The organism is Teichococcus aerophilus (assembly GCF_014490485.1).
GTDB lineage: Bacteria > Pseudomonadota > Alphaproteobacteria > Acetobacterales > Acetobacteraceae > Pseudoroseomonas > Pseudoroseomonas aerophila.
The window spans coordinates 56776-77272 of the sequence record NZ_JACTVA010000026.1; the positions used below are offsets into that span (position 1 = coordinate 56776).

Annotated in this window: 20 protein-coding genes, 1 tRNA gene and 1 pseudogene; 14 read left to right on the forward strand and 8 right to left on the reverse strand. The window is 69.9% G+C overall.

The window, feature by feature from the left end:
- Positions 1-250: 250 nt before the first annotated feature.
- Positions 251-1429, reverse strand: coding sequence for an MFS transporter (locus IBL26_RS14770; RefSeq protein WP_187785263.1), 1179 nt, complete (start codon positions 1427-1429; stop codon positions 251-253).
- Between the two features lie 106 nt (positions 1430-1535).
- Here IBL26_RS14770 and IBL26_RS14775 point away from each other — a divergent pair, with 106 nt between their 5' ends.
- Positions 1536-2441, forward strand: a complete 906-nt coding sequence (locus IBL26_RS14775) for a LysR family transcriptional regulator (protein WP_187785264.1) — start codon at positions 1536-1538, stop codon at positions 2439-2441.
- A gap of 470 nt (positions 2442-2911) precedes the next feature.
- Here the strand turns inward: IBL26_RS14775 and IBL26_RS14780 are convergent, their stop codons facing one another.
- Positions 2912-4258: an ATP-binding protein gene (locus tag IBL26_RS14780; RefSeq protein ID WP_187785265.1), complete on the reverse strand. Its 1347-nt coding sequence runs from the start codon at positions 4256-4258 to the stop codon at positions 2912-2914.
- Complete coding sequence (locus IBL26_RS14785; RefSeq protein WP_187785266.1) at positions 4255-4920, reverse strand: response regulator; 666 nt, start codon at positions 4918-4920, stop codon at positions 4255-4257. The genes IBL26_RS14780 and IBL26_RS14785 overlap by 4 nt, the downstream gene beginning before the upstream one ends.
- A gap of 96 nt (positions 4921-5016) precedes the next feature.
- Here IBL26_RS14785 and IBL26_RS14790 point away from each other — a divergent pair, with 96 nt between their 5' ends.
- Positions 5017-5337: a hypothetical protein gene (locus IBL26_RS14790; protein ID WP_187785267.1), complete on the forward strand. Its 321-nt coding sequence runs from the start codon at positions 5017-5019 to the stop codon at positions 5335-5337.
- A gap of 100 nt (positions 5338-5437) precedes the next feature.
- Positions 5438-5851 carry a DoxX family protein gene (locus tag IBL26_RS14795; protein WP_187785268.1) on the forward strand — a complete coding sequence of 138 codons (414 nt, stop codon included), beginning with the start codon at positions 5438-5440 and terminating at the stop codon, positions 5849-5851.
- Between the two features lie 307 nt (positions 5852-6158).
- Here the strand turns inward: IBL26_RS14795 and IBL26_RS14800 are convergent, their stop codons facing one another.
- Positions 6159-7520: an aminotransferase-like domain-containing protein gene (locus tag IBL26_RS14800; RefSeq protein ID WP_187785269.1), complete on the reverse strand. Its 1362-nt coding sequence runs from the start codon at positions 7518-7520 to the stop codon at positions 6159-6161.
- Between the two features lie 94 nt (positions 7521-7614).
- Here IBL26_RS14800 and IBL26_RS14805 point away from each other — a divergent pair, with 94 nt between their 5' ends.
- The 4 genes from IBL26_RS14805 to IBL26_RS14820 all read left to right on the forward strand — a co-directional run bounded on the left by IBL26_RS14805 (position 7615) and on the right by IBL26_RS14820 (position 11878).
- A complete protein-coding gene (locus IBL26_RS14805; protein ID WP_187785270.1) occupies positions 7615-7830 on the forward strand; it encodes a DUF1127 domain-containing protein in 216 nt (71 codons plus the stop codon).
- A gap of 4 nt (positions 7831-7834) precedes the next feature.
- The gene (locus IBL26_RS14810; RefSeq protein ID WP_187785271.1) at positions 7835-8722 is read left to right on the forward strand and encodes a PhzF family phenazine biosynthesis protein; all 888 of its coding nucleotides are present in this window, start codon (positions 7835-7837) and stop codon (positions 8720-8722) included.
- Between the two features lie 561 nt (positions 8723-9283).
- Positions 9284-10294: an aldo/keto reductase gene (locus IBL26_RS14815; protein ID WP_187785272.1), complete on the forward strand. Its 1011-nt coding sequence runs from the start codon at positions 9284-9286 to the stop codon at positions 10292-10294.
- Positions 10295-10648: 354 nt separating this feature from the next.
- The gene (locus IBL26_RS14820; RefSeq protein ID WP_187785273.1) at positions 10649-11878 is read left to right on the forward strand and encodes a hypothetical protein; all 1230 of its coding nucleotides are present in this window, start codon (positions 10649-10651) and stop codon (positions 11876-11878) included.
- Positions 11879-11965: 87 nt separating this feature from the next.
- Here the strand turns inward: IBL26_RS14820 and IBL26_RS14825 are convergent, their stop codons facing one another.
- The 3 genes from IBL26_RS14825 to IBL26_RS14835 all read right to left on the reverse strand — a co-directional run bounded on the left by IBL26_RS14825 (position 11966) and on the right by IBL26_RS14835 (position 13147).
- A complete protein-coding gene (locus IBL26_RS14825) occupies positions 11966-12385 on the reverse strand; it encodes a sortase family protein (protein ID WP_187785274.1) in 420 nt (139 codons plus the stop codon).
- A 112-nt stretch (positions 12386-12497) separates the two neighbouring features.
- Positions 12498-12572: transfer RNA gene (locus IBL26_RS14830), tRNA-Gly, on the reverse strand.
- 107 nt (positions 12573-12679) lie between these two features.
- Complete coding sequence (locus tag IBL26_RS14835) at positions 12680-13147, reverse strand: YbaK/EbsC family protein (protein ID WP_187785275.1); 468 nt, start codon at positions 13145-13147, stop codon at positions 12680-12682.
- Positions 13148-13946: 799 nt separating this feature from the next.
- Between IBL26_RS14835 and IBL26_RS14840 the strand changes: the two genes are divergently transcribed.
- From IBL26_RS14840 to IBL26_RS14865, 6 genes are all read left to right on the forward strand, one after another.
- Positions 13947-14873, forward strand: a complete 927-nt coding sequence (locus IBL26_RS14840) for a tetratricopeptide repeat protein (protein ID WP_187785276.1) — start codon at positions 13947-13949, stop codon at positions 14871-14873.
- 58 nt (positions 14874-14931) lie between these two features.
- Positions 14932-15603: an LON peptidase substrate-binding domain-containing protein gene (locus IBL26_RS14845; RefSeq protein ID WP_187785277.1), complete on the forward strand. Its 672-nt coding sequence runs from the start codon at positions 14932-14934 to the stop codon at positions 15601-15603.
- Positions 15604-15729: 126 nt separating this feature from the next.
- On the forward strand, positions 15730-15948 hold the full coding sequence (locus tag IBL26_RS14850; RefSeq protein ID WP_187785278.1) for a Trm112 family protein: 219 nt from the start codon (positions 15730-15732) through the stop codon (positions 15946-15948).
- Positions 15948-16349, forward strand: coding sequence for a gamma-butyrobetaine hydroxylase-like domain-containing protein (locus IBL26_RS14855; protein ID WP_187785279.1), 402 nt, complete (start codon positions 15948-15950; stop codon positions 16347-16349). Before IBL26_RS14850 ends, IBL26_RS14855 begins: the two co-directional genes overlap by 1 nt.
- Before the next feature lie 371 nt (positions 16350-16720).
- A complete protein-coding gene (locus IBL26_RS14860) occupies positions 16721-18109 on the forward strand; it encodes an FAD/NAD(P)-binding protein (RefSeq protein WP_187785280.1) in 1389 nt (462 codons plus the stop codon).
- Entirely contained in the window at positions 18106-18948 is an 843-nt protein-coding gene (locus IBL26_RS14865; RefSeq protein WP_187785281.1) for an alpha/beta fold hydrolase, read from the forward strand. The genes IBL26_RS14860 and IBL26_RS14865 overlap by 4 nt, the downstream gene beginning before the upstream one ends.
- A gap of 392 nt (positions 18949-19340) precedes the next feature.
- On the opposite strand, the gene IBL26_RS14870 is transcribed toward IBL26_RS14865, so the two are convergent.
- On the reverse strand, positions 19341-20036 hold the full coding sequence (locus IBL26_RS14870; protein ID WP_187785282.1) for a NeuD/PglB/VioB family sugar acetyltransferase: 696 nt from the start codon (positions 20034-20036) through the stop codon (positions 19341-19343).
- 101 nt (positions 20037-20137) lie between these two features.
- Between IBL26_RS14870 and IBL26_RS14875 the strand changes: the two are divergent.
- Positions 20138-20497, forward strand: a pseudogene (locus IBL26_RS14875) (glycosyltransferase); the annotation flags it as partial.

Genomic DNA, 20497 nt, shown 5'->3' on the forward strand with positions numbered 1-20497 from the left:
AGACCCCCATCTTTTTTCTGCGAGTTTGGCGACAGGCCGCGAAGTGAAGGGGACGCTGCTTGATGATATTTGAAATGGGTCGTGCGGGCTGAGCCATCAGTCGCCGGAGGTCTAGGACCCCAGCCGTCTCTCGGAGATGACCGTGAGACAGCCCCGCCCGAAAACTCGAAAAAACAAAAGAAGGGGTCCGGGGAGTTCCTTCCCCGGCCTTGCTTCCCACACTCCGGCCAAGCGCCGAAGGGTGCCCGCCTCACCGCTGGGCGGTGGCCACAGCCCCAGCCGGGGTGCGCTCCGTCCGCATGGCGTAGGCGGCGACGGCGACGGCGGCCAGCGGCAGCAGGGCGGAGATCGGGGCGACCGCGCCCAGGCCGGGGCCGTGTTCGATGACGATGCCGCCGATCCAGGCGCCGAGTGCGTTGCCCAGGTTGAAGGCGGCGATGTTGAGGCTGGAGGCCAGGCTTTGCCCGGCGCCTTCGGCTTTCTGCAGCACCCACATCTGCAGGGGGGCCACGGTGGCGAAGCCGGCGGCGCCCAGCAGGCCGACGAAGACCACGGCGGCGATGCTGTTGTGCAGGGCGAAGCCCATCAGCCCCAGCACCACCGCCAGGGCCAGCATGCTGCCCAGCACGGTGCGGTTCAGGTGGCGGTCCGCCAGCTTGCCGCCCAGCAGGTTGCCCAGGATCAGCCCGCCGCCGAACACCAGCAGCACGGGGGAGACGGCGCTGGCGGGCAGGCCGGTGATGCCGGTCAGCGCCGGGGCGATGTAGGTGAACACGGCGAACACGCCGGCATAGCCGAGCACGGTGGTCAGCAGGCCCAGCAGCACCGGGCGGCGCAGCATGGCGCGCAGGTCGGACCGCCAGTCGAAGGCCTCGGGCGCCGACTTGTCCTTGGGCACCAGCAGGGCCAGCACGGCCAGGGCGGCGATGCCGATGGCGGTGACGGCCCAGAAGGTGGCGCGCCAGCCATAGTGCTGGCCCAGCCAGGTGCCGAAGGGCACGCCGAGGATGTTGGCCACCGTCAGCCCGGTGAACATGATGGCGATGGCCGAGGCCCGGCGTTCCGGCGCCACCAGCCCGGTGGCGACGACGGAGCCGACGCCGAAGAAGGTGCCGTGGGCGAAGGCCGTCAGCACCCGCGCGGCCATCAGCAGGCCGTAGCTGGGGGCGATGGCGGCGGCGGCGTTGCCGAGGATGAAGATGACCATCAGGCCGATCAGCACGCCCTTGCGCGGCCAGCGCGCGGTCAGCGCCGTCAACAGCGGCGCGCCGACGACGACGCCGAGCGCGTAGCCGGAGATCAGCAGGCCGGCCGCCGCGATGGTGACGCCGAGATCGGCGCTGACCTCCAGCAGCAGGCCCATAATGACGAACTCGGTGACGCCGATGCCGAAGGCACCCGCCGTCAGCGCATAGAGAGCGAATGGCATGGGAAACGTCTTTCCACGAGGGATATGAAATCCATCCCCAGATGGACCAGTGGGCAGGTGTGAAGTAGCCTGCCGGGCGGAACATCATTTGTGACGTGAATTCACCATGCCGCGGCCGGAGATCAATCGCTCGGGCGAGATGGAAGTGTTTGTCCGGGTCGTCGAACTGGGCGGCTTTTCCGCCGCCGCGCGCGCCGGGCAGATGACGCCCTCGGCCGTCAGTAAGCTGATGTCGCGGCTGGAGGCAAGGCTGGGCGCCCGGCTGCTGCACCGCTCCACCCGCAAGCTGCAACTGACGCCGGAAGGCTCCGCTTTCTACGAGCGCGCTACCCGCATCCTGGCCGACCTGGAGGAAGCGGAGCGTGGCGTCTCCAGCGCCGAACGCGCGGCGGGGCGCATCCGGCTGAACGTCAACGCCTCCTTCGGCACGCATATCCTGGCACCGCTGCTGCCGGATTTCCTGGCGCAATACCCGGACGTGACGCTGGACATCGTGCAGACCGACACGGTGGTGAACCTGCTGGAAGCCCGCGCCGATGTCGCCGTGCGCGCCGGGCCGCTGAAAAGCTCCAGCCTCGTTGCCCGCAAGCTGGGGGCGACACGCATGGTGATCGTGGCCGCGCCCGTCTACCTGGAACGCCACGGCACCCCTGACAGCATCGAGGCCCTGGAACGGCACAACCGCCTGCGCCTGGGCTACACCCGCAGCCTGGAAGGCTGGCCCCTGCTGCGGGACGGGACCGCCATGACCCTGCCCGCCGTCGGCCGCGTGCAGATCAGCGACGGCGAGGCCCTGCGCCAACTGGTCCTGGAAGGCACCGGCCTGGCCCGCCTGGCCGCATTCACCGTGCGGGACGACATCCGCGCCGGCCGCTTGGTGCCGGTGATGGAAGATCACAACCCCGGCGACCTGGAAGAAGTCCACGCCGTCTGGCTCGGCCAAGGCGGGCAACTCCCCGCCCGCATCCGCGCATTGCTAGATTTCCTGGCGGTGCGGGGGCGGGTGGGATGACCGGGCGTGCGGCGGGTCCCAGAGGCGTTGATGTTTGTTCGTGCTGAGAGTGCGGCGGTTGCGAGTAGAATTGCGGGATCTTCTAGTCTTTGGGTAGATGTTTTCTGGTCGGAGCTTCCGGCTGGCTGAGAGCTGGAAAGAAGCAAGGCCGGGGAAGGAATTCCCCGGACCCCATCTTCCTTTTTCGAGTTTGGTGCCACGCTTCAGGGCGGAGAGCGGGCACTCTCTGAATTTTATAAATGGGCCACGCGGGCTGAACCGTCAGTCGCCGGAGGTCTGGGACCTCCGGCGCACCCAGCCGCCTCTCAAGCACGCCCGTGCAACAGCCCCGCCCGAAAAACTCGAAAAAAAGAAGGGGTCCGGGGAATTCTTTCCCCGGCCTTTGCTTTATCCTTCTGGCGAAGACCGCCCAAGCAGCCCCGCCGAAGGATACGGTCCCCTCGGCAAAAGCTTTGTCAGAGGAAGGCATATCAGGACGCCGGTTGCCCCAGGGGGAGAAGGATCTCCGCGACAAGGCCGCCTTCCGGTCGGTTGCGGAAGCGGAGTGTGCCGCCGGCTTTGCGCATGGCGGCGTCGGCGATGGCCAGGCCGAGGCCGCTGCCGCTGACGGTCTTGTGGCGGCCGCGGAAGAAGCGCTTGCGGATGTGCTGCAGTTCTTCGGGCGGGATGCCGGGGCCACGGTCGCTGACGGTGATGATGACGCTGTTCTCGTCCCGGTGCGCGTCGCACAGCACGGCTTCGCCGGCGGGGGTTTGCTGCACGGCATTCTCCAGCAGGTTGCGCAGCGTCATGGAGAACAGGCCCGGGTCCACCCGCACGGGCAGGCCGCGCAGGTTGGGCGCGACCTGCAGCGGGCAGGGCAGGGGGTGCATGCCGCGGGCGGCGTCATCCAGCAGGTTGGCGGCGTCGATGCTGCGGTCGGGTGGGGAAACGTCGTTGTCCAGGCGGGCGAGTTCCAGAAGCTGGCGGACCAGGGCGGTCATGCGGTCGACGGCGATGATGATATGCCGCAGAGCGGTCTGGCGCTCGGCCTCGGTGCCGGAGGCCATGGCGAGCTGGGCTTGCAGGCGCAGGCCGGCGAGGGGCGTGCGGAGTTCATGCGCGGCGAAGGCGGTGAAGGTCTGCTCCTGCGCGCGGGATTCGGCGAGGCGCTCCAGCAGCGCGTCCAGCGCCTGGAACATCGGCCGCACTTCCGCCGGCAGGGCGGCGGGGGCCAGGGGCGTCAGGTCGTTCGGCTTGCGCTGGCGCAGGGCGGCGGCCGCCTGGCCCAGCGGGCGCAGGCCGTGGGAGACGCTGAGCCAGATCAGCCCGGCCAGCAGCGGCAGCAGCAGCGCGGCCGGCACCACCAGGCCGAGGATGACCTGCCGCACGATGCCCTGGCGTTCCTGCAGGTTGTCACCGATCAGGATGCGGGTGCCGCGCGTGGCATCCACGATGGCGAAGACGCGCCAGGGCTGGTCCCCCACCATGGTATCGGCGAAGCCGTTGCCGATGGTGGCGAGTTCCTCGGTCGGCGCGTCGCCGGAGCGGCCGATCAGCCGCCCTTCCGCGTCCCAGATCTGGCAGGAGATGAAGTTGCGCGGCCCGGCTTCGGTGGGCTGGGGGGCGGATTGCGCGGCGCCGGCCGCCACCATCGGGTCGATATCGCCGCTGCGCAGCAGGGAGTTCACCATACGGCCGACCTCGCCCAGCCGCTGGTCCAGCATCCGGTCCAGTTCCCGCTGGGTGTGCAGGGCGATCCAGCTGACGCCGCAGAGCCAGACGATGGCGGTGGCCACGGCCAGGATGCTGAGCAGGCGGGTGCGGATGGAGGTCATGCCACGGGCTCTCCCATACGGTAGCCGACGCCGCGCAGCGTGCGGATGGCATCCCGCCCCAGCTTGTGCCGCAGCTTGTGGATATGCACTTCGATGGCGTTGCTCTCGACATCGTCCTGCCAGCCATACAGGCGTTCCTGCAGGTCCTCGCGGGAGAGGATGAAGCCGGGGCGTTCCATCAGCGCTTCCAGCACGGCGAATTCGCGGCGGGAGAGGGCGACGGGGTTGCCCTGCAACGCCACGTCCCGCCTGGCCGGGTCCAGCACCAGGGCGCCCCAGATGAGCTGCGGCGTCGGCCGCCCCTGCGCGCGGCGGCCGAGGGCACGCAGGCGGGCGGCGACTTCGTCCAGGTCGAACGGCTTGCCGAGATAGTCGTCGGCGCCGTCATCCAGGCCCTGCACCCGGTCTCCCACCGCGTCGCGCGCGGTCAGCAGCAGCACCGGCGTGGCATCGCCGCGCGCGCGCAACTGCCGCAGCAGGTCGAGGCCGGAGCCGTCGGGCAGCATGATGTCCAGCACCATGGCATCGAAGCGGCTGGCGCGGGTGGCGGCCTCGGCATCACCCATCAGGCTGACGGCCTCCACCTGGAAGCCGTGCATCTTCAGGCCGAGGCGCAGGCCATCCAGCAGCATCGCATCGTCCTCGACCAGCAGAACACGCATCGCAGTCCTTCGTCACTGTTTGTCATCGCCGTTTTAAGGCTGCCTTAAGCATCGGGGCCGAGAGGACGGGCCGCACGCAAGAACAGGACAAGAGCCATGCTTCGCAACGCCATCCTCGCCCTTATCCCGCTGTCCATGGTTGCCCTGGGCCAGCCCGCCGCCGCCATCGAAATCCTCGGCCAGGGCGAGAACTTCGCCGTGTCCTACGACAATCCGGCGCAGAACGTCGTCGGCGGCGGCGCCATCTCCGTCACCCGCAAGGGGGAGGGCATGCGGATCGACTACGCACCCGACGCGCCAGCGCAGCCGCCGCGCATCGCCCACTTCGTCGGCCAGGGCGAGTCCGGCACCATTCGCTACCTGCCCGCCACGCCGGCACCCTCGCTCAACGCCTCCGCCGCCGCCCTGCGCGGCTAAGGGCACCGGCCGGGTGGTTTTGCGCGGCGAATCTTAAGCCAGCCTTAAGAATCGCCGGGCATGCCCCCGCGCAGATCCACATCCTGCGGAAACAAGATTGATGAACCCAACTGTCGTCGCACTCTGGGCGCCGCGCGCGCTGGCCGTGCTGCGGATCGTCGCCGCGCTGATCTTCATGGCGCATGGCACGCAGAAGCTGTTCGGCTTCCCGGCACCGGCCAGCGGCAACTTCCCGCCGATGATGTCGCTGCCCTGGATCGCCGCGATCATCGAAGTGGCGGGTGGCCTGCTGCTGCTGCTCGGCGTCATGGTGCGGCCGGCGGCCTTCATCATGTCCGGCACCATGGCGGTGGCGTACTGGATGGCCCACGCGCCGCGCAGCCCCTTCCCGGTGAACAATGGCGGCGACGCGGCGATCCTGTATTGCTTCGTCTTCCTCTACCTGGCCGTGGCCGGTGGCGGCAGCTGGACCCTCGCCTCCCTGCGGGGCACGGATGCCGCGCACGCCCGGTGACCGGGCTTCTTGAGAGGGGCGCTGCCCCTCTCAAGCTCTCCCCGCCAAAGGCCTGGGGCCTTTGGAAACCCGGGTGCTGGAGGCGGCTGATGAGGGCCTGCTTCGGTGGAATTTCGGGCGCTCGCGTCCACGGAAGAAATTTATTAAATAATTGATTTTAATAGATAATAATCGTGAAGCCGATGGCCGCGCACCTGATTGAACGCGGGTGCAGGGGATCGCATCCCCTGCCAGGGGAGCTTGAGGGGGCAGCGCCCCCTCGATCCACCGCCACGACACAGGGCATCCCCCAGCACTCAGCCTCCCGCTACTCGACGCCCCCCGCCTCCGGCCCCGCCAGGGCCAGGGCCAGCAGGGTCTCCAGCGCCGGGCGCAGCGCGGCTTCGTCCGGCGCGGCGAGGGCCAGGCGCACCGCGTCCGGCGCATGCCCCGGCCCCACGGCGAAGTCGGCGGCCGGGGAGACGGCGATGCGGCGGCGGGCGGCCGCGGCGACGAAGGTTTCCGCCCGCCAGTGCCCGGGCAGTTCCAGCCAGAGGTGGTAGGCCATCGGGTCGCCCCGCAGCACCAGGCCGCCGCCGCCGAGGATCTCGCGCGCCAAAGCGTGGCGGCGGGCGGCGTCCTGCCGTTTGAGGCCGACGAGTTCATCGACCAGCCCTTGCTCCATCCAGGCGGTGCCGGCGGCAAGCGCGAAGCCTGGCGCGGTCCAGCCCCCCAGGCGCAGCGCGGCGCCCAGGCGGTGGCGCAGGGCGGCGGGCGCCACCAGGAAGCCCAGGGTGATCCCGGGTGCCACGCGCTTGGAGAGGCTGTCCACCAGCACGACGTGATCGGGCGCCAGGGCGGCGAGGGGTGGGGAAAGGCTGTCCTTCAGGAAGCTGTAGACGTTGTCCTCGATGGCGACGATGCCGAGATCCCGCAGCATCGCCGCCAGTTCCTGCCGCCGCGCCGGCGGCATGGTGATGCCGAGCGGGTTGTGCAGGTCCGGCTGCAGGTAGAGCAGCCGCAGCGGATGGGCGCGGTGGGCGGCGAGCAGGGCATCCGGCCGCAGCCCGTCCTCGTCCATGGCCAGGGGCACGGCGTGCAGCCCCAGGCGCAGCGCCATGCCTTTGGCCATCGGGTAGGTCATCGCCTCGAAGCCCACGCGTTCCCCCGGCGCCACCAGCGCGGCAAGGGTGGCGGCCAGGGCCTGCTGCCCGCGCCCGGCGAAGAGCAGGCTTTCCGGGTCCGGCGACCAGCCGCCGCGCCTTAGCAGCCGGGCGGCGGCGGCACGGTCGGTGGCGGTGCCGCGCACGCCGCTGCGCTGCATGGTGCCAAGCAGCGCCGCCGGTTCCGCCAGCCGGGCCAGGGCGGGGGCCAGCATCACCGCCTGCTGCGGCAGGACGGAGAAGTTCAGTTCCAGGTCCACCACCTCATGCGGGTCCAGCTCCCGCGCCGGCAGGTTGGGCAGGGAGGTAGCGGCGCGCAGGAAGGTGCCGCGCCCGACCTCACCCACCGCCACGCCGCGCCGCACCAGCTCGGCATAGACGCGGCTGGCGGTGGAGGGGGCGATGCCGCGCTGGTGGGCGAAGGTCCGGCTGGTTGGCAGCCGGTCACCAGGGCGTCGGCGTCCGAGGGAGAGGTCGGCCGAGAGTTCGGCGGCGAACTGATTGGCGAGGCTTCGGAAATCGCTCATGCGGGTTTATTGTACCGAGAACAATTGCCGTGTTGAAGCGAATATTGCACCTGTGCGATGGATTGTTCCGAAGCAATCTTGAGGAATAACACAGATGATCGGAGCAATTCTCCGATTTGATCGGAGTAATCCGGCCGCAGACGTCCCGCTGCGTCCGGGCCTGGGCCGCCTTCTGGCACTGGCCCGGCTGTGGCACCGCCGCGCCACCACCCGCGCCGCGCTGCGCGACCTGCCGCCCAGCCACCTGCGTGACCTCGGCATGACCGAGGCGGACGCATGGTACGAAGCCAACAAGCCTTTCTGGAAGTAGCCGCATGACCACCCTCCGCCGTTACGTCACCACCGACGTGTTCACCGACCGCCCCTTCGGCGGCAACCCGCTGGCCGTGGTGCTGGATGCGGAAGGGCTGGACACCGCGGCGATGCAGGCCATCGCCGCCGAATTCAATTACTCCGAGACCAGCTTCGTGCTGCCGCCGCGTGACCCGGCCAACACCGCCCATGTCCGCATCTTCACGCCGGCACGGGAGATGCCCTTCGCCGGCCACCCCAACCTGGGCACTGCCTTCGCCCTGGCGCAGGACCTTGCCGCGCGCGGCCAGCCGGTGCCGGAGCATGTGGTGTTCGAGGAGATCGCCGGCCTGGTGAAGGTCGTGCTGCGCCAGCGCGATGGCGCCGTGACGGGGGGCGAGCTGAGCGCGCCGCAGCCACTCAGCCTCGCCTCGGCGCTGGAGCCGGCGGCGATCGCAGCCTGCCTGTCGCTGCAGCCGGGCGATGTCGTCACCACCGCGCACCCGCCGCAGGTGGCCAGCGTCGGCGTGGCCTTCGTGCTGGTGGAACTGGCGGGGCTGGAAGCACTGGGCCGCATCCGGCCCAACGGCACCGCGTGGTCAGCCGCCCTGCCGCGCGATGGCGCCCAATCCATCTACGCCTATGTGCGCACCGGGGCGGGCACGCTGCAATCCCGCATGTTCACCCGCCAGCTCTACGAGGACCCGGCGACCGGCAGCGCCACGGCCACCACCGGCGCCCTGCTGCTGCACCTGGCCGGCGAGGATGCTTTGGAGTGGGAGGTTCGCCAGGGCGTCGAGATGGGCCGCCCCAGCCTGCTGCGCGCCCGCGCCCGGCGGGAGAACGGCGAGGTGCGCGCCTGGGTCGGCGGGGATTGCGTGCCGATGATGGCGGGGACGCTCCGGGCCTGAAGGTGCTTTGCTTGCTGCGGCGGTCTTGAGAGGGGCGCTGCCCCTCTCAAACTCTCCCCGCCAAAGGCCTGAGGCCTTTGGAAACCCGGGTGTTGGGTGTGGACAGTGGGCCCGTGGTTGCCTTCGGCAGGATGGATCACGCTTTGATGCTCCATGGAAGGCACCAGTTCCATGTCCTATGGAAATTGCCATTAAGTATTTGATTTTAATATAATATTATTTTGGTCGTGGCTGCGGGGCATCCGCAGTTGGATATCGTAAGCCTTCAAGACGTGCCCCAGGGCTTGTGCTCGGCCAACACGTTCCACGCGGCCGGATAGTCCCATCCAAGGCATCACGCTCCCAACGAATCGCGGGTGCAGGGGATCGTATCCCCTGCCAGGGGAGCTCGAGGGGGCAGCGCCCCCTCGATGCCACGCCGGCAAGAACCGTGCAGCCTGAGCGGGCGCCAACCGGATAGGGCGCCATTGCCGGCGGGCGGTTTTGCGGTCCCTGGAAAACACTGGCACACAGGGAGGGACGGCCCTTGAAGGCCGATCGGTCTTGGGAGGGCCAGCCTCAATGGACTATCGCAATCTTGGCCGCAGTGGCCTGAAGGTTTCGCCGCTCTGCCTCGGCACCATGATGTTCGGCGATGCGACGGATGAGCCGACGGCGGCGCGCATCATCGACCGTGCGCGGGAGCAGGGCATCAATTTCATCGACGCCGCCAATGTCTACAATGCCGGGCGGTCGGAGGAGATCACCGGCCGCGCCATCCGCGCGCAGCGGGGGCATTGGGTGCTGGCCACCAAGCTGGCCAACCCGGTCGGCTCCGGCCCGAATGACCGTGGCCTCTCCCGCCGTCATTGCCTGATGGCGGCGGAGGACAGCCTGCGCCGCCTGGGCGTCGAGGCCATCGACATCCTGTACCTGCACAAGGAGGACCACGCGACGCCGCTGGCCGAGACGGTGGGCGCGATGGCGGATCTGGTGCGGGCGGGGAAGATCCGGCATTTCGGCGTCTCCAACCACCGCGCCTGGCGCGTGGCGGAGATCTGCCGGCTGTGCGACGAGCTGGGCATCGACCGCCCGGTGGTCAGCCAGCCCTACTACAACGCGCTGAACCGGATGCCGGAGGTCGAGCACCTGCCGGCCTGCGACTATTACGGGCTGGGCGTGGTGCCTTACAGCCCGCTGGCGCGCGGCGTGCTGACGGGCAAGTACGCGCCGGAATCCAGCCCTTCCGCCGAGACCCGCGCCGGCCGCGCCGACAAGCGCATGCTGGAGACGGAGTGGCGGCCGGAAAGCCTGGAGATTGCCCGGACCTTGCGGGCGCATGCGGAGGAACGCGGCATCACCGCCGGGCAATTCGCCGTGGCGTGGGTGTTGAACAACCGCTTCGTCACCGCGCCCATCGCCGGCCCGCGCACCGAGGCGCAGTGGGAGGATTATGTCGGCGCCCTGGCCTATCGCTTCACGGCGGAGGACGAGGCGCTGGTGAACCGGCTGGTGCCGGCCGGGCATCCTTCCACCCCCGGTTACAACGACCCGGCCTACCCGCTGGAAGGGCGCGTGGCGCGGAGCGGCTGAGGCGGTGCTGGGACAGGGCAGGGGCCGCATGCCCCTGCCCGTTCCGGGGCGCCGGTTGCGGCGGGGGCCCAGCTCCGCGCCTGCAGTTAGGGCCTGCAGGGCGTGCGATGGCGCATGCCAGCATGCGGCATTGTTCAGGGCGGCTCAGCTATGCGGGGCTTGGGTCATGAAACGATCTCCGCAATGCGTGATGCGGCTGCCCATCAGGCACGTAACAAACTGATTTTTCTTCCGCTTCGATAGCAGAGACCGGGCTGCCTCACGGGTATTTCAGTCTGGATCGAGTTTCTGTGCTTTGGCCCTTATCGCCGGTTCTTCCTAGGGTCTCCCTGCAACTGCACAGGGAGCGACGGTTTGAGCGACGACAAGGGCTTCACCCCCCAGCACTGGGATGCCGAGGACAGCACCGCCGGCAACATCGCCACCGATTTCGGCGACATCGCCACGACCCTCGATGGCATGGGGATGTCCGACAGCCCGGCCGGCAAGGGCTTCGGCAACCTCAGTCTGCTCTCCGGCGCGGTCGACATGCTCGACCATTCCTACAAAGGAGAATGGGCCGACCTGACGGTCGATGCCTTCGGCACGGCCGGCGGTTGGGTCGGCGGCATTGCCGGCGGCATCGCGCTGGGTGGCGCCGGGTCGATCGCCAGCCCGGCGGGCATTCCGGTCGGCGCGGCGGCGGGCATGGTGCTGGGCAGTACGTCCGGCCAGGCCGTGGGCGAGGATATCGGCCATGGCGTGGTGGCGCTGGGCAACGGTGCCTATGCGCTGGGTGGCTGGGCCGTCGATGGCGTGAGCAGCTATTTCGGTCCGGACCCCGATAGCAAGACCGACCGCCTCGATGGCCTGGCGGGCGACCGCATCAGCGGTGCCGAGATCCAGGACCGGATTGACGCCGCCTTCTCGACCACGGCCGATTTCGACCCGGGCCGCTGGGGCGGTGGCTGGGATGAAGACCGCATGTCCTCCGGCGCTGGGACTTATAGCGGTTCCGGCTGGGATGGTGGCTCGGGCTTCGACACTGGCTTCAACAGCGACGGCTGGGGCGATTCCCCGAAGGCCGACAGCGGCAGCGATGCTGGCTGGGGCGGCAGCGGCGGCGACTATAGCGGTTCCGGCTGGGATGGTGGCTCGGGCTTCGACACTGGCTTCAATAGCGACGGCTGGGGCGATTCCGCCAAGGGCGATAGCGTCAGCGATGCGGGCTGGGGCGGCAGCGGCGGCGACTATAGCGGTTCCGGCTGGGATGGTGGCTCGGGCTTCGACACCGGCTTCAATAGCGACGGCTGGGGCGATTCTGCCAAGGGCGATAGCGGCAGCGATGCGGGTTGGAGCGGCAGCGATAACGGCGGCTCGGGCTGGGATGGTGGCTCAGGCTTTGACACCGGCTTCAACAGCGATGGCTGGGGCGGTGGGTCGGATGACAGCAGCGGTTCCGGCAGCAGCAATTCCGCTTCGGGCGGCGGTTGGAGCGGCGGCGGGTCGGACGATGGCGGGTCCGGCTGGGATGGTGGTTCCGGCTACGACACGGGCTTCAACAGCGATGGCTGGGGCGGCTCGGACAGCGACAGCCTGTGGTGAGGCTTGACGGGCCGGCCAGCAGCATCGTCACGCCATGCGCTGCTGGTGCCGTTGGACGGCGCTGAGCCGGGCCTTTCAAGCGTGTGGTCAGCCGGGTTCCAGCCAGTGCGGGTGGTCGGCGTCGATGAAGTGGGGTGTGCCCTCTGGCAGGATGCGGGCGAATTCGCGCACCGCCGGGGTCGCTTCCACCAGCCGGGCACTGCCCGCCGGGTAGTCGCGGCTGGTGCCGGCCAGGCCGTGCCAGGCCTTGCCGCCGTGGCTGCCGGAGGCCGCGGTGTACAGCAAGGGTGTCTTGCCGCGGCCCAGGCTTTCGACCTGGGTGATGCGGAAGCGCAGGCGCTGGCCGCCGGTCTCGCGGATGGCCACCTCGTCGCCCGGGCGCAGCGCCTGCAGCGCCGCATCGCGCCGCGCCAGGCTCGCGGCGTCCCCAGATGGGTCGAACACGGATTGCGTGTTGAGGTTCAGGTTGTGGCGGCGGCGCAGGAGGCCGGGGGTTTCTGCGGTCAAGGCGTCACCTGGGCGGCTGATGGACGCGGGCCGGTTCCTTGCGGTGGCCCAGAAACGCGAAAGGCTCGCCGAAGCGAGCCTCTTGCAATCCGATGATCTTCCCGAGGGAAGATGGAGCGGGCGAAGGGATTCGAACCCTCGACCCCAACCTTGGCAAGGTTGTGCTCTACCCCTGAGCTACGCCCGCACTCCGTATCGGCGTGGCGGGCATTTGCCATGGCGGCGGGGGGCGCGCAACCCCCTTCCATACGGAAGCGGGCAATATTTATGACCCCGTATTGAAATCGTCCCGCCTCAGGCTGCGGCCTCACACACATCCACCCAGCCCTCGGCCACCAGCTCCGCCATATGGGCCGGGCTGATGCGCAGGGCGCTGTTGATGGAGCCCGCCGCGGGCAGCACTTCCTCGAAAGCGCGGAGGGAGACGTCGCAATAGACCGGCAGCGCCGTCGCCAGCCCGAAGGGGCAGACGCCGCCGATCGGGTGGCCGGTCAGCGCCACCACCTGCTCGGCCTCCAGCATGCGGGTCTTGCCGCCGAAGGCCGCCTTGGCCTTCTTGTTGTCCAGCCGCGCATCGCCGCGCGCCACCACCAGCAACACCCGCTCCCCCACACGCAAAGAGAGGGTCTTGGCGATCTGCCCGGGCGCCACGCCATGCACGGCGGCGGCATCCGCTACGGTGGGGGTGGGGGCATCGGTTTCCAGGATGGCGATGCCGGGGGCCTTCTCGGCCAGGAAGGCGCGGACGCTCTCAAGACTCATGCGATGCGGGCTCCGTTCGTCCGGGTTGCGGGGGGGCGACCCTATCCAGCCCGGCGCCGGCGGGGAAGCCCGGGGGTGCGTGGGCCTGCGCGCAGCGGATGGCGGGGCCGCCGGGATGAGCGTTGAGGCATCGGATGGCCCGCGATGCGGTGGAGCAGGGGAACAGGTGGCTGCTGGGCGCGCGGGGCCTAGTGAGAGATGACCGGGGAAACACATGCCGCAGGGATCGAACGGCCGGAGAAGGGGATGACCCGGGGCACCGATGTCCGAGGCAGCGATCAGCGGGACAACGTTACTGAGCCAACCGGTATGTCACGCGGGATTGGGAAGGTCAGGGGAAAGGATTCCCCTGCGTGAACGTATACGTTTACGCCATCTTTTTTCTGAACGTTGGCGCGGGGCCGGGCCGGCAAGGGTGTCCGTGAGGAAGGGCCACCTGGGCTTGAGCCATCAGCCCCCGAAATCACGCCCTTTCAGAACGGCTGACGCACCCACATCCACACCCGAAAGACTCGCAGAAGAAAGATGGGGTCCGGGGAATTCCTTCCCCGGCCTTCCTGCCCGAGGCCGCATCTCGATCCGTCCCAGGAATCGAATGGCCCGTGCGAGAAAGGCCGCAGGCGCGGATCAACCCGGGAACCCGGCTAACCAGGGAACGAAGGCCGCCGGGCTGTGTTTCCCTCCACGACCTATCGGATTGCACCGGCGGCCCGTCCCGCCGTTAACGACGGCCTCCACTTGCGTCCGCACCGACGGCACGCATCTATGCGGGGACAGGAAGCTGGAAGCCGGTACTCCCATGGAAGCGATGTTCAACACCCAGACCCCCCAAGCTGCCGATATCATCAAGGACAGCGACCAGAAGAACTTCATGCAGGACGTCGTGGCCGCCAGCCGCGAAGTGCCCGTCCTGGTCGATTTCTGGGCGACGTGGTGCGGCCCCTGCAAGCAGCTGACGCCGACGCTGGAGAAGGTCATCACCGCCGCCGGCGGCCGGGTGAAGCTGGTCAAGATCGACATCGACAAGAACCAGGCGCTGGTGCAGCAGCTCTCCCAGATGGGGCTGCCGCTGCAGTCGGTGCCGACGGTCGTGGCCTTCTGGCAGGGGCAGATCGCCGACCTGTTCCAGGGCGCGCTGCCGGAATCCGAGGTGAAGAAGTTTGTCGAGACGCTGCTGAAGGCCGCCGGCGGCCAGCTGCCCAGCGCCGACCTCCTGGCCGAGGCCAAGGCCGCGGTGGAGCAGGGAGACCACCAGGCGGCGCTGGAACTGTTCGCCGCCCTGGCGCAGCAGGAGCCGGAGAACCCCGAGGCCATGGCCGGCCTCGCCCGCGCGCTGATCGCACTGGGGGAGGAGGAGCAGGCCCAGGCGGTGGTGGACAGCGTGCCGGACAAGATCCGCAACCACGCCGAGATCACCGGCGTCCGCAGCGCGCTGGAACTGGCCGCCGAGGGCCGCAAAGCGCGGGAGCGTCTTTCCGAGTTCGAAACCCGCCTCGCCGCCGACCCGGACGACCACGAGGCGCGGATCGAGCTGGCGGTGGCGCTGAACGCCATGGACCGCCACCAGGAAGCCGCCGACGCGCTGCTGGAAGCCATCCGCCGCGACATCACCTGGAACGACGAGGCGGCCCGCAAGCAGCTGATCAAGTTCTTCGAGGCCTGGGGCCCTACCGACCCGGTGGTGCCGAAGGCGCGGCGTGGACTGTCCACGCTGTTGTTCCGCTGACGGCCTCGCGGAAGGGGCGGCATGCGCCGCCCTGCCTGCGGGCCGCGTGAGGTCCGCCATGTCCCCCTTCCGCGACCCCCGCCCCGGCGGCCTGCCGGCGGAGATTCCAATCTTCCCGCTGCAGGGCGCGTTGCTGCTGCCCGGCGGCCGCCTGCCGCTGAACATCTTCGAGCCACGCTATTTGGCGATGGTGGAGGATGCCCTGGGCACCGGCCGCCTGCTGGGCATGGTGCTGCCGGACCCGGCGCATCCGCGCATCGAAGGCCGCTCCACCATCTATCGCACCGGCTGCCTGGGCCGCATCGCCTCCTTCTCCGAGACCGATGACGGGCGCTACCTGATCACGCTGCTTGGCCTGCTGCGCTTCCGGGTGGTGGAGGAACTGCCGGACCGGCCGTCCGGCTACCGGCAGGTGAGCGCCGATTTCTCCCCCTACCTGGCGGATCTGGACCCGCCACCCGAAGGCCAGGCGCAGGACGCCCGCGCGCCCCTGCTGGCCGCGCTGCGCCCCTACTTCGCCGCCCGGCATATCGAGGTCGACTGGTCCGCGATCGAGCGCATGGCCATGCCTGCCCTCGTCACCACCCTGTGCATGATCTGCCCCTTCGATGGGCGGGAACAGCAAGCGCTGCTGGAGGCGGCCGACCCGGTGCAACGTGCGGACCTGCTGGTCACGCTGCTGCGGATCGACGCCAACCCCTCGGCCTCAATGGGCCAGCGGCCGAGCTGAAGAGCGGGACGGCCGGGGAAGGGATTCCCCGGCCTTCCGCCTCCCTCCCAGCCGACCACGCTGTTGCAACCACGGCCGTGAGTCCGGATTGACGCTTTGCCCGCCATGGCGCAGGAACCATCGGATATGAGCACCGAGACCGACACCCCCCCCTCCGCGCAGCCGTCTGGTGGTCCTGTGGACCCGCGGTTGTTGGAAATCCTGGTTTGCCCGCTGACCAAGGGTCCGCTGGTCTATGACCGCCAGAAGGGCGAGCTGATCAGCGAGAAGGCCGGGCTGGCCTATCCGATCCGCGATGGCATCCCCATCATGTTGCCGGACGAGGCCCGCCGACTGGAGGGCTGATGTCGGGCCCCGACCCCGCGCCGACCGAGCTGCGCCTCAAGCGGGCCGAGAAGGTGTTGGAGATCAGCTTCGCCGACGGTGCCCGCTTCACCCTGCCGGCCGAGTACCTGCGGGTGGAGAGCCCCTCCGCCGAGGTGCAGGGACATGGGCCGGGGCAACGCAAGTATGTCTCCGGCCGCCGCCATGTCGGCATCCTGCGGCTGGAGCCGGTCGGCCATTATGCGGTGCGGGTGTCGTTCGACGACCTGCATGACAGTGGCATCTACACCTGGGGCTATCTGCGCCAGCTGGGCGAGGAACAGGCGGAACGCTGGGCGTCCTACGAGGCGGAGCTGGCGGCGCGCGGCCTCTCGCGCGATCCGCCGGTGCGCGGCGCGGGCCGGGGGACGAGCGGGGGCTGAGATTTGGCGCCCCGGGCTTCGGCGCGGGACGCAGGGCGCCGGCAGGCTGGCTTTGGCGTGCGGGCCTTAAATTTTGCCTTGGTCCGGGCCTTGCTTGGCGGGGCCGGGTGATCGGGCCTGGTATTCGGGACCTGCCGTGTGGGTCCTGGCGTCGGGGCGCTGGCGTGTGGACCTGTCGTGTGGGTTCTGGCGTTGGGGTCGCTGGCGTGTCGGACCCTGGCGTGTGAGCGCTGATATGGGGCGTTGGCATTCAGGCCCCAGAATGTGGGCGCTGACGTGTGGGCCCTGGCATCCAGGCCCGGAGATTGACGTGGCTGCGTGACCCAGGGGCCTTTCCCGCCGTCGCGCTCTGGACGGAGCAAGTGAACGGCATGGATGCTGTGGATGCGCGGGTTGCGATCATTGGCGGCGGCTTCGCCGGCACGGCCCTGGCGGTACGATTGCGGGCCAGCCTGCCGGAAGGCGAGCCGATCCTGCTGTTCGAGGATGCGCCCGTCGCCGGCCCTGGCCTGGCCTATGGCACCACCGACCCTTCGCACCTGCTAAACGTCCCCGCCGGCGGCATGAGCCTGCATCCGGACAACCCGGCGCATTTCCAGGAATGGCTGGCCGGGCGTGACGACGCGCCGGAGGCCCCGGCCGATGGCGGCCCCGTCTTCGCCCCCCGGGCCCTGTATGGCGCGTATCTGGCGGCGCAGTTCGCTACCACCGGCATCACGACGCTGCCCTGCCGGGTGGAGACGGTGGAGAGCCTGCCGGGCGGTGGCTTCCGCCTTGGTGCCGGCAGCCAGTCCTGGCACGTGGCGCGGGTGGTGCTGGCGCTGGGCGGCTTCGCCAGCCCGGTGGGCGCGCCGCCGCACCTCATCGGCAATCCGTGGGACCCGGCGGCGCTGGAGGGGCTGGACCCCGAGTCACCGGTGCTGCTGGTCGGCATGGGGCTGACCATGGTGGACATGCTGCTGTCGTTGCGCCGGCTTGGCCATCGCGGCCAGGTGCTCGGCATCTCCCGCCATGGCTGGTTGCCGCTGGCGCATGTCGCCGGGCCGTTTCCGAAGGCCTGGCCGGTGGAGCTGCCGGCCGGTGCCGGCCCGGCGGCGCTGTGCCGCATCCTGCGCCAGGAAGCCGCCCGTGCCCTGGCCGCCGGCCAGCCCTGGCAAGCGGTGATGGACGGCGCCCGCCCGCAGGTGCAGCGCGTCTGGCAGGGGTGGAGCCCGGCGCAGCGCGCCAGCTTCCTGCGTCATGGCCGCACAGCCTGGAACCTGCACCGCCACCGGCTGGCCCCCGCCGTGGCCGCTACCGTGACCGGGCAACGGGCCACCGGCGGCCTGAATATCCGCGCCGCCCGCCTGCAGGACTGGCAGCCGGTGGCCGGCGGCGTGCAGGCCACGCTGCGCCATCGCCATGGTGGGCAAGAGACGCTGACGGTCGGCCGCATCATCCTCTGCACCGGCCCCGATTCGGCCGCCGCGTGGCGCGACATCGCCCCGGTGCCGGACCTGCTGCGGCGCGGCTTGGCGCGGCCGGACCCGTTGGGCATCGGCCTGGATGTCACCGGACCGGACGGCACCCTGCGCGGCGCCGATGGCCAGCCCGTGCCCGGCCTGGCCGCCGTCGGCCCGCTGACCCGCGGCGCGTTGTGGGAAATCACCGCCGTGCCGGAAATCCGCGCCCAGGCCGCCCAGGCGGCGTCCCAAGTGGTGGCAACGGTAGGAGCAGGGGCGGCAGGAGCAGGGGTGGCAGGACCGGGAGGCGCCGCATGAACCTCCCGGCCGATCTGCTGGACCGGCTGGCGGCCACCGCCACCCGGCGCGAGACACCGATGACCACCGGCAACCTGGTCTGGCACGCATGGGGCGACGGGCCGCCGCTGGTGCTGCTGCATGGCGGCGCCGGCTCCTGGCGCCACTGGGCGCGGAATATCGAGCTGCTGGCGCGGCGCCACCGTGTGCTGGCACCGGACATGCCGGGCCTTGGCGAATCCGCCCCGCCGCCGCCGGGCTTCGACCTGTGGAGCTACGCCCGGCTGGTGACCGGGGGGCTGGAGCACCTGCTCCGCCCCGGTGAGCGCTACGACCTGGCCGGCTTCTCCTTCGGCGGCGTCATCTCCGGCCACATCGCGGCGCTGGATGCGCGCGATGGCGCCAACCGGCTGCGCTCCTTCACCCTGGTCGGCGCCGGCGGGCTTGGCCTGCGGCGGGACCCGTTCACGCTGACCTCGGTCCGCAGCAAGCAGGGCGAGGCACGCACCGCCGCCCACCGCGCCAACCTCGCCGCGCTGATGATCGCCGACCCGGCGCGGATCGACGCGCTGGCGCTGCGCATCCAGGCCTGGAACAGCGACCATTCCCGCCTGCGCAGCCCCAAGCTGGTGCCGGAAGGCGCGCTGCGGGACGCGGTGCGGGAATCCATCGCCCCGCTGAACGTCATCTATGGCGAGCGCGACGCCATCGCCTACCCGTATATGGACGAGCGCGTGCAGCTCTTCGCTGCCCTGCGGCCGGAGACCGAGCTCCACATCATCCCCGCCGCCGGCCACTGGGTGGCGTTCGAGGCGGCCGAGACCTTCAACCCGCTGTTCTCGTCTCTCTTGGAGCGCTGAGGGGGACGGGGGCTGTGTGGCCCGGTCTTCGCTTGTTGGTACCGCTCCGTGCGGGCGGGCGTGGAGAAACAGGGGAGAATGAATTCTCCCCTGAGACCCCTCTTCTTTTCTTTCTGTCAGTTTGGGTGGTGCTGGGCGCCTGTGCGGTGATCGCAGGTGATCGGGGTCGGTTGCTTGCTGTCGCTGGCAACATGGGGTGTTTTGGGATCTGTGGCGGTAGAGGCTGCGTGCCACCGAGGTGGGAATATTATGTTATAAAACAATATATTAGTTGTCTTCCTGCCTTTTGCAGAAGCCCTGAAGATCGGGTTTCCAAAGGCCTCAGGCCTTTGGCGGGGAGAGTTTGAGAGGGGCAGCGCCCCTCTCAACGCAACGGCGAAAGACGGGAACGATCAACCCCCACGCCTCAGCGCCACCGCCGGCACCCCGCCCATGCGGGCTTCCGCCGCCACATCCGCTACCACGGCCGCGCCGACGCCGATGACGGCCCGGGCGCCGATCGTTACGCCCGGCTTCACGGCGCTGCCAAGTCCGACCAGGGCGCCCGCACCGACGCGGACGCCGCCGCCCAGCGTCGCGGCGGGGGCGATGTGGGCGGCGGGACCGATCTGGCAGTCATGCTCGACGATGCAGCCGGTGTTGAGGATGACGTGCTCCCCCACCACGGCGGCGGCGCCGACCACCACGCGGGGCAGCGCCACGCTGCCGGCGCCGATGCGGGCGGTGGAGGCGATGATGGCGCTGGGGTGCAGGATCTCCGGCAGGGTGTAGCCCAGGCCGCGCAGCCATTCGCCCAGGGCCTGGCGGCGGGCGTTGTCGCCCAGGGCCACGTGCGCGGCGGCCAGGCCTTGCCGGCGCAGCGCCTCGGCCATGGCGATGGGGCCGAGCAACTGGATGCCGGGCAGGCCGGCGGAGGCGGGGTTGTCGTCCAGCACGCCGGCGGGGGTGGGCCAGCCGGCGTCCCGCAGGGTTTCCAGCACCGCGCGGCCATGGCCGCCGGCGCCGATCAGCAGCAGGGGCGGCCGGGTGGCGGCATCCTGGCCAGGGTCCAGCTTGGCAGGCCCCATGGCATCGCGTATCGCCTGCATATGATGTCCCGTTTCCCTGCCTGGCTGGATGCGTCCGGCACCCATCGTTGCTGCCCCGCCGGATGGGTGCCAGGGCCGTGCCCCGGCCGCAAGGCCGTGGCATGACCTACTGGATCGATGTCGAGGACCTGTTCGAGTATGCGCTGATCAGCCGCCGCCCGAGCGGCATCCAGCGCCTGTCCTTCGAGCTGTACCGCGTGCTGCTGGAGCAGCGCCCGGGCGAGATCGGCTTCTGCCGGCATGACCGCCTGCGGAACACTCTGCGCACCGTGCCCTGGGCGGAGGTGGAGGCGGTGTTCGTCGCGCTGAGCGGCCGGCAGGACCCGGCGCCCGCGCGGCATGAGGGGCCGCGGCCGGTGGGCCAGGCCGGGCAGGTGCGCCGGCTGGCATCCCGCCTGCCGGCCGATATCCGCGTGCCGCTGGGCGAGGCCGCCCGCAGCCAGGGCGCCGCGCTGCGGGCC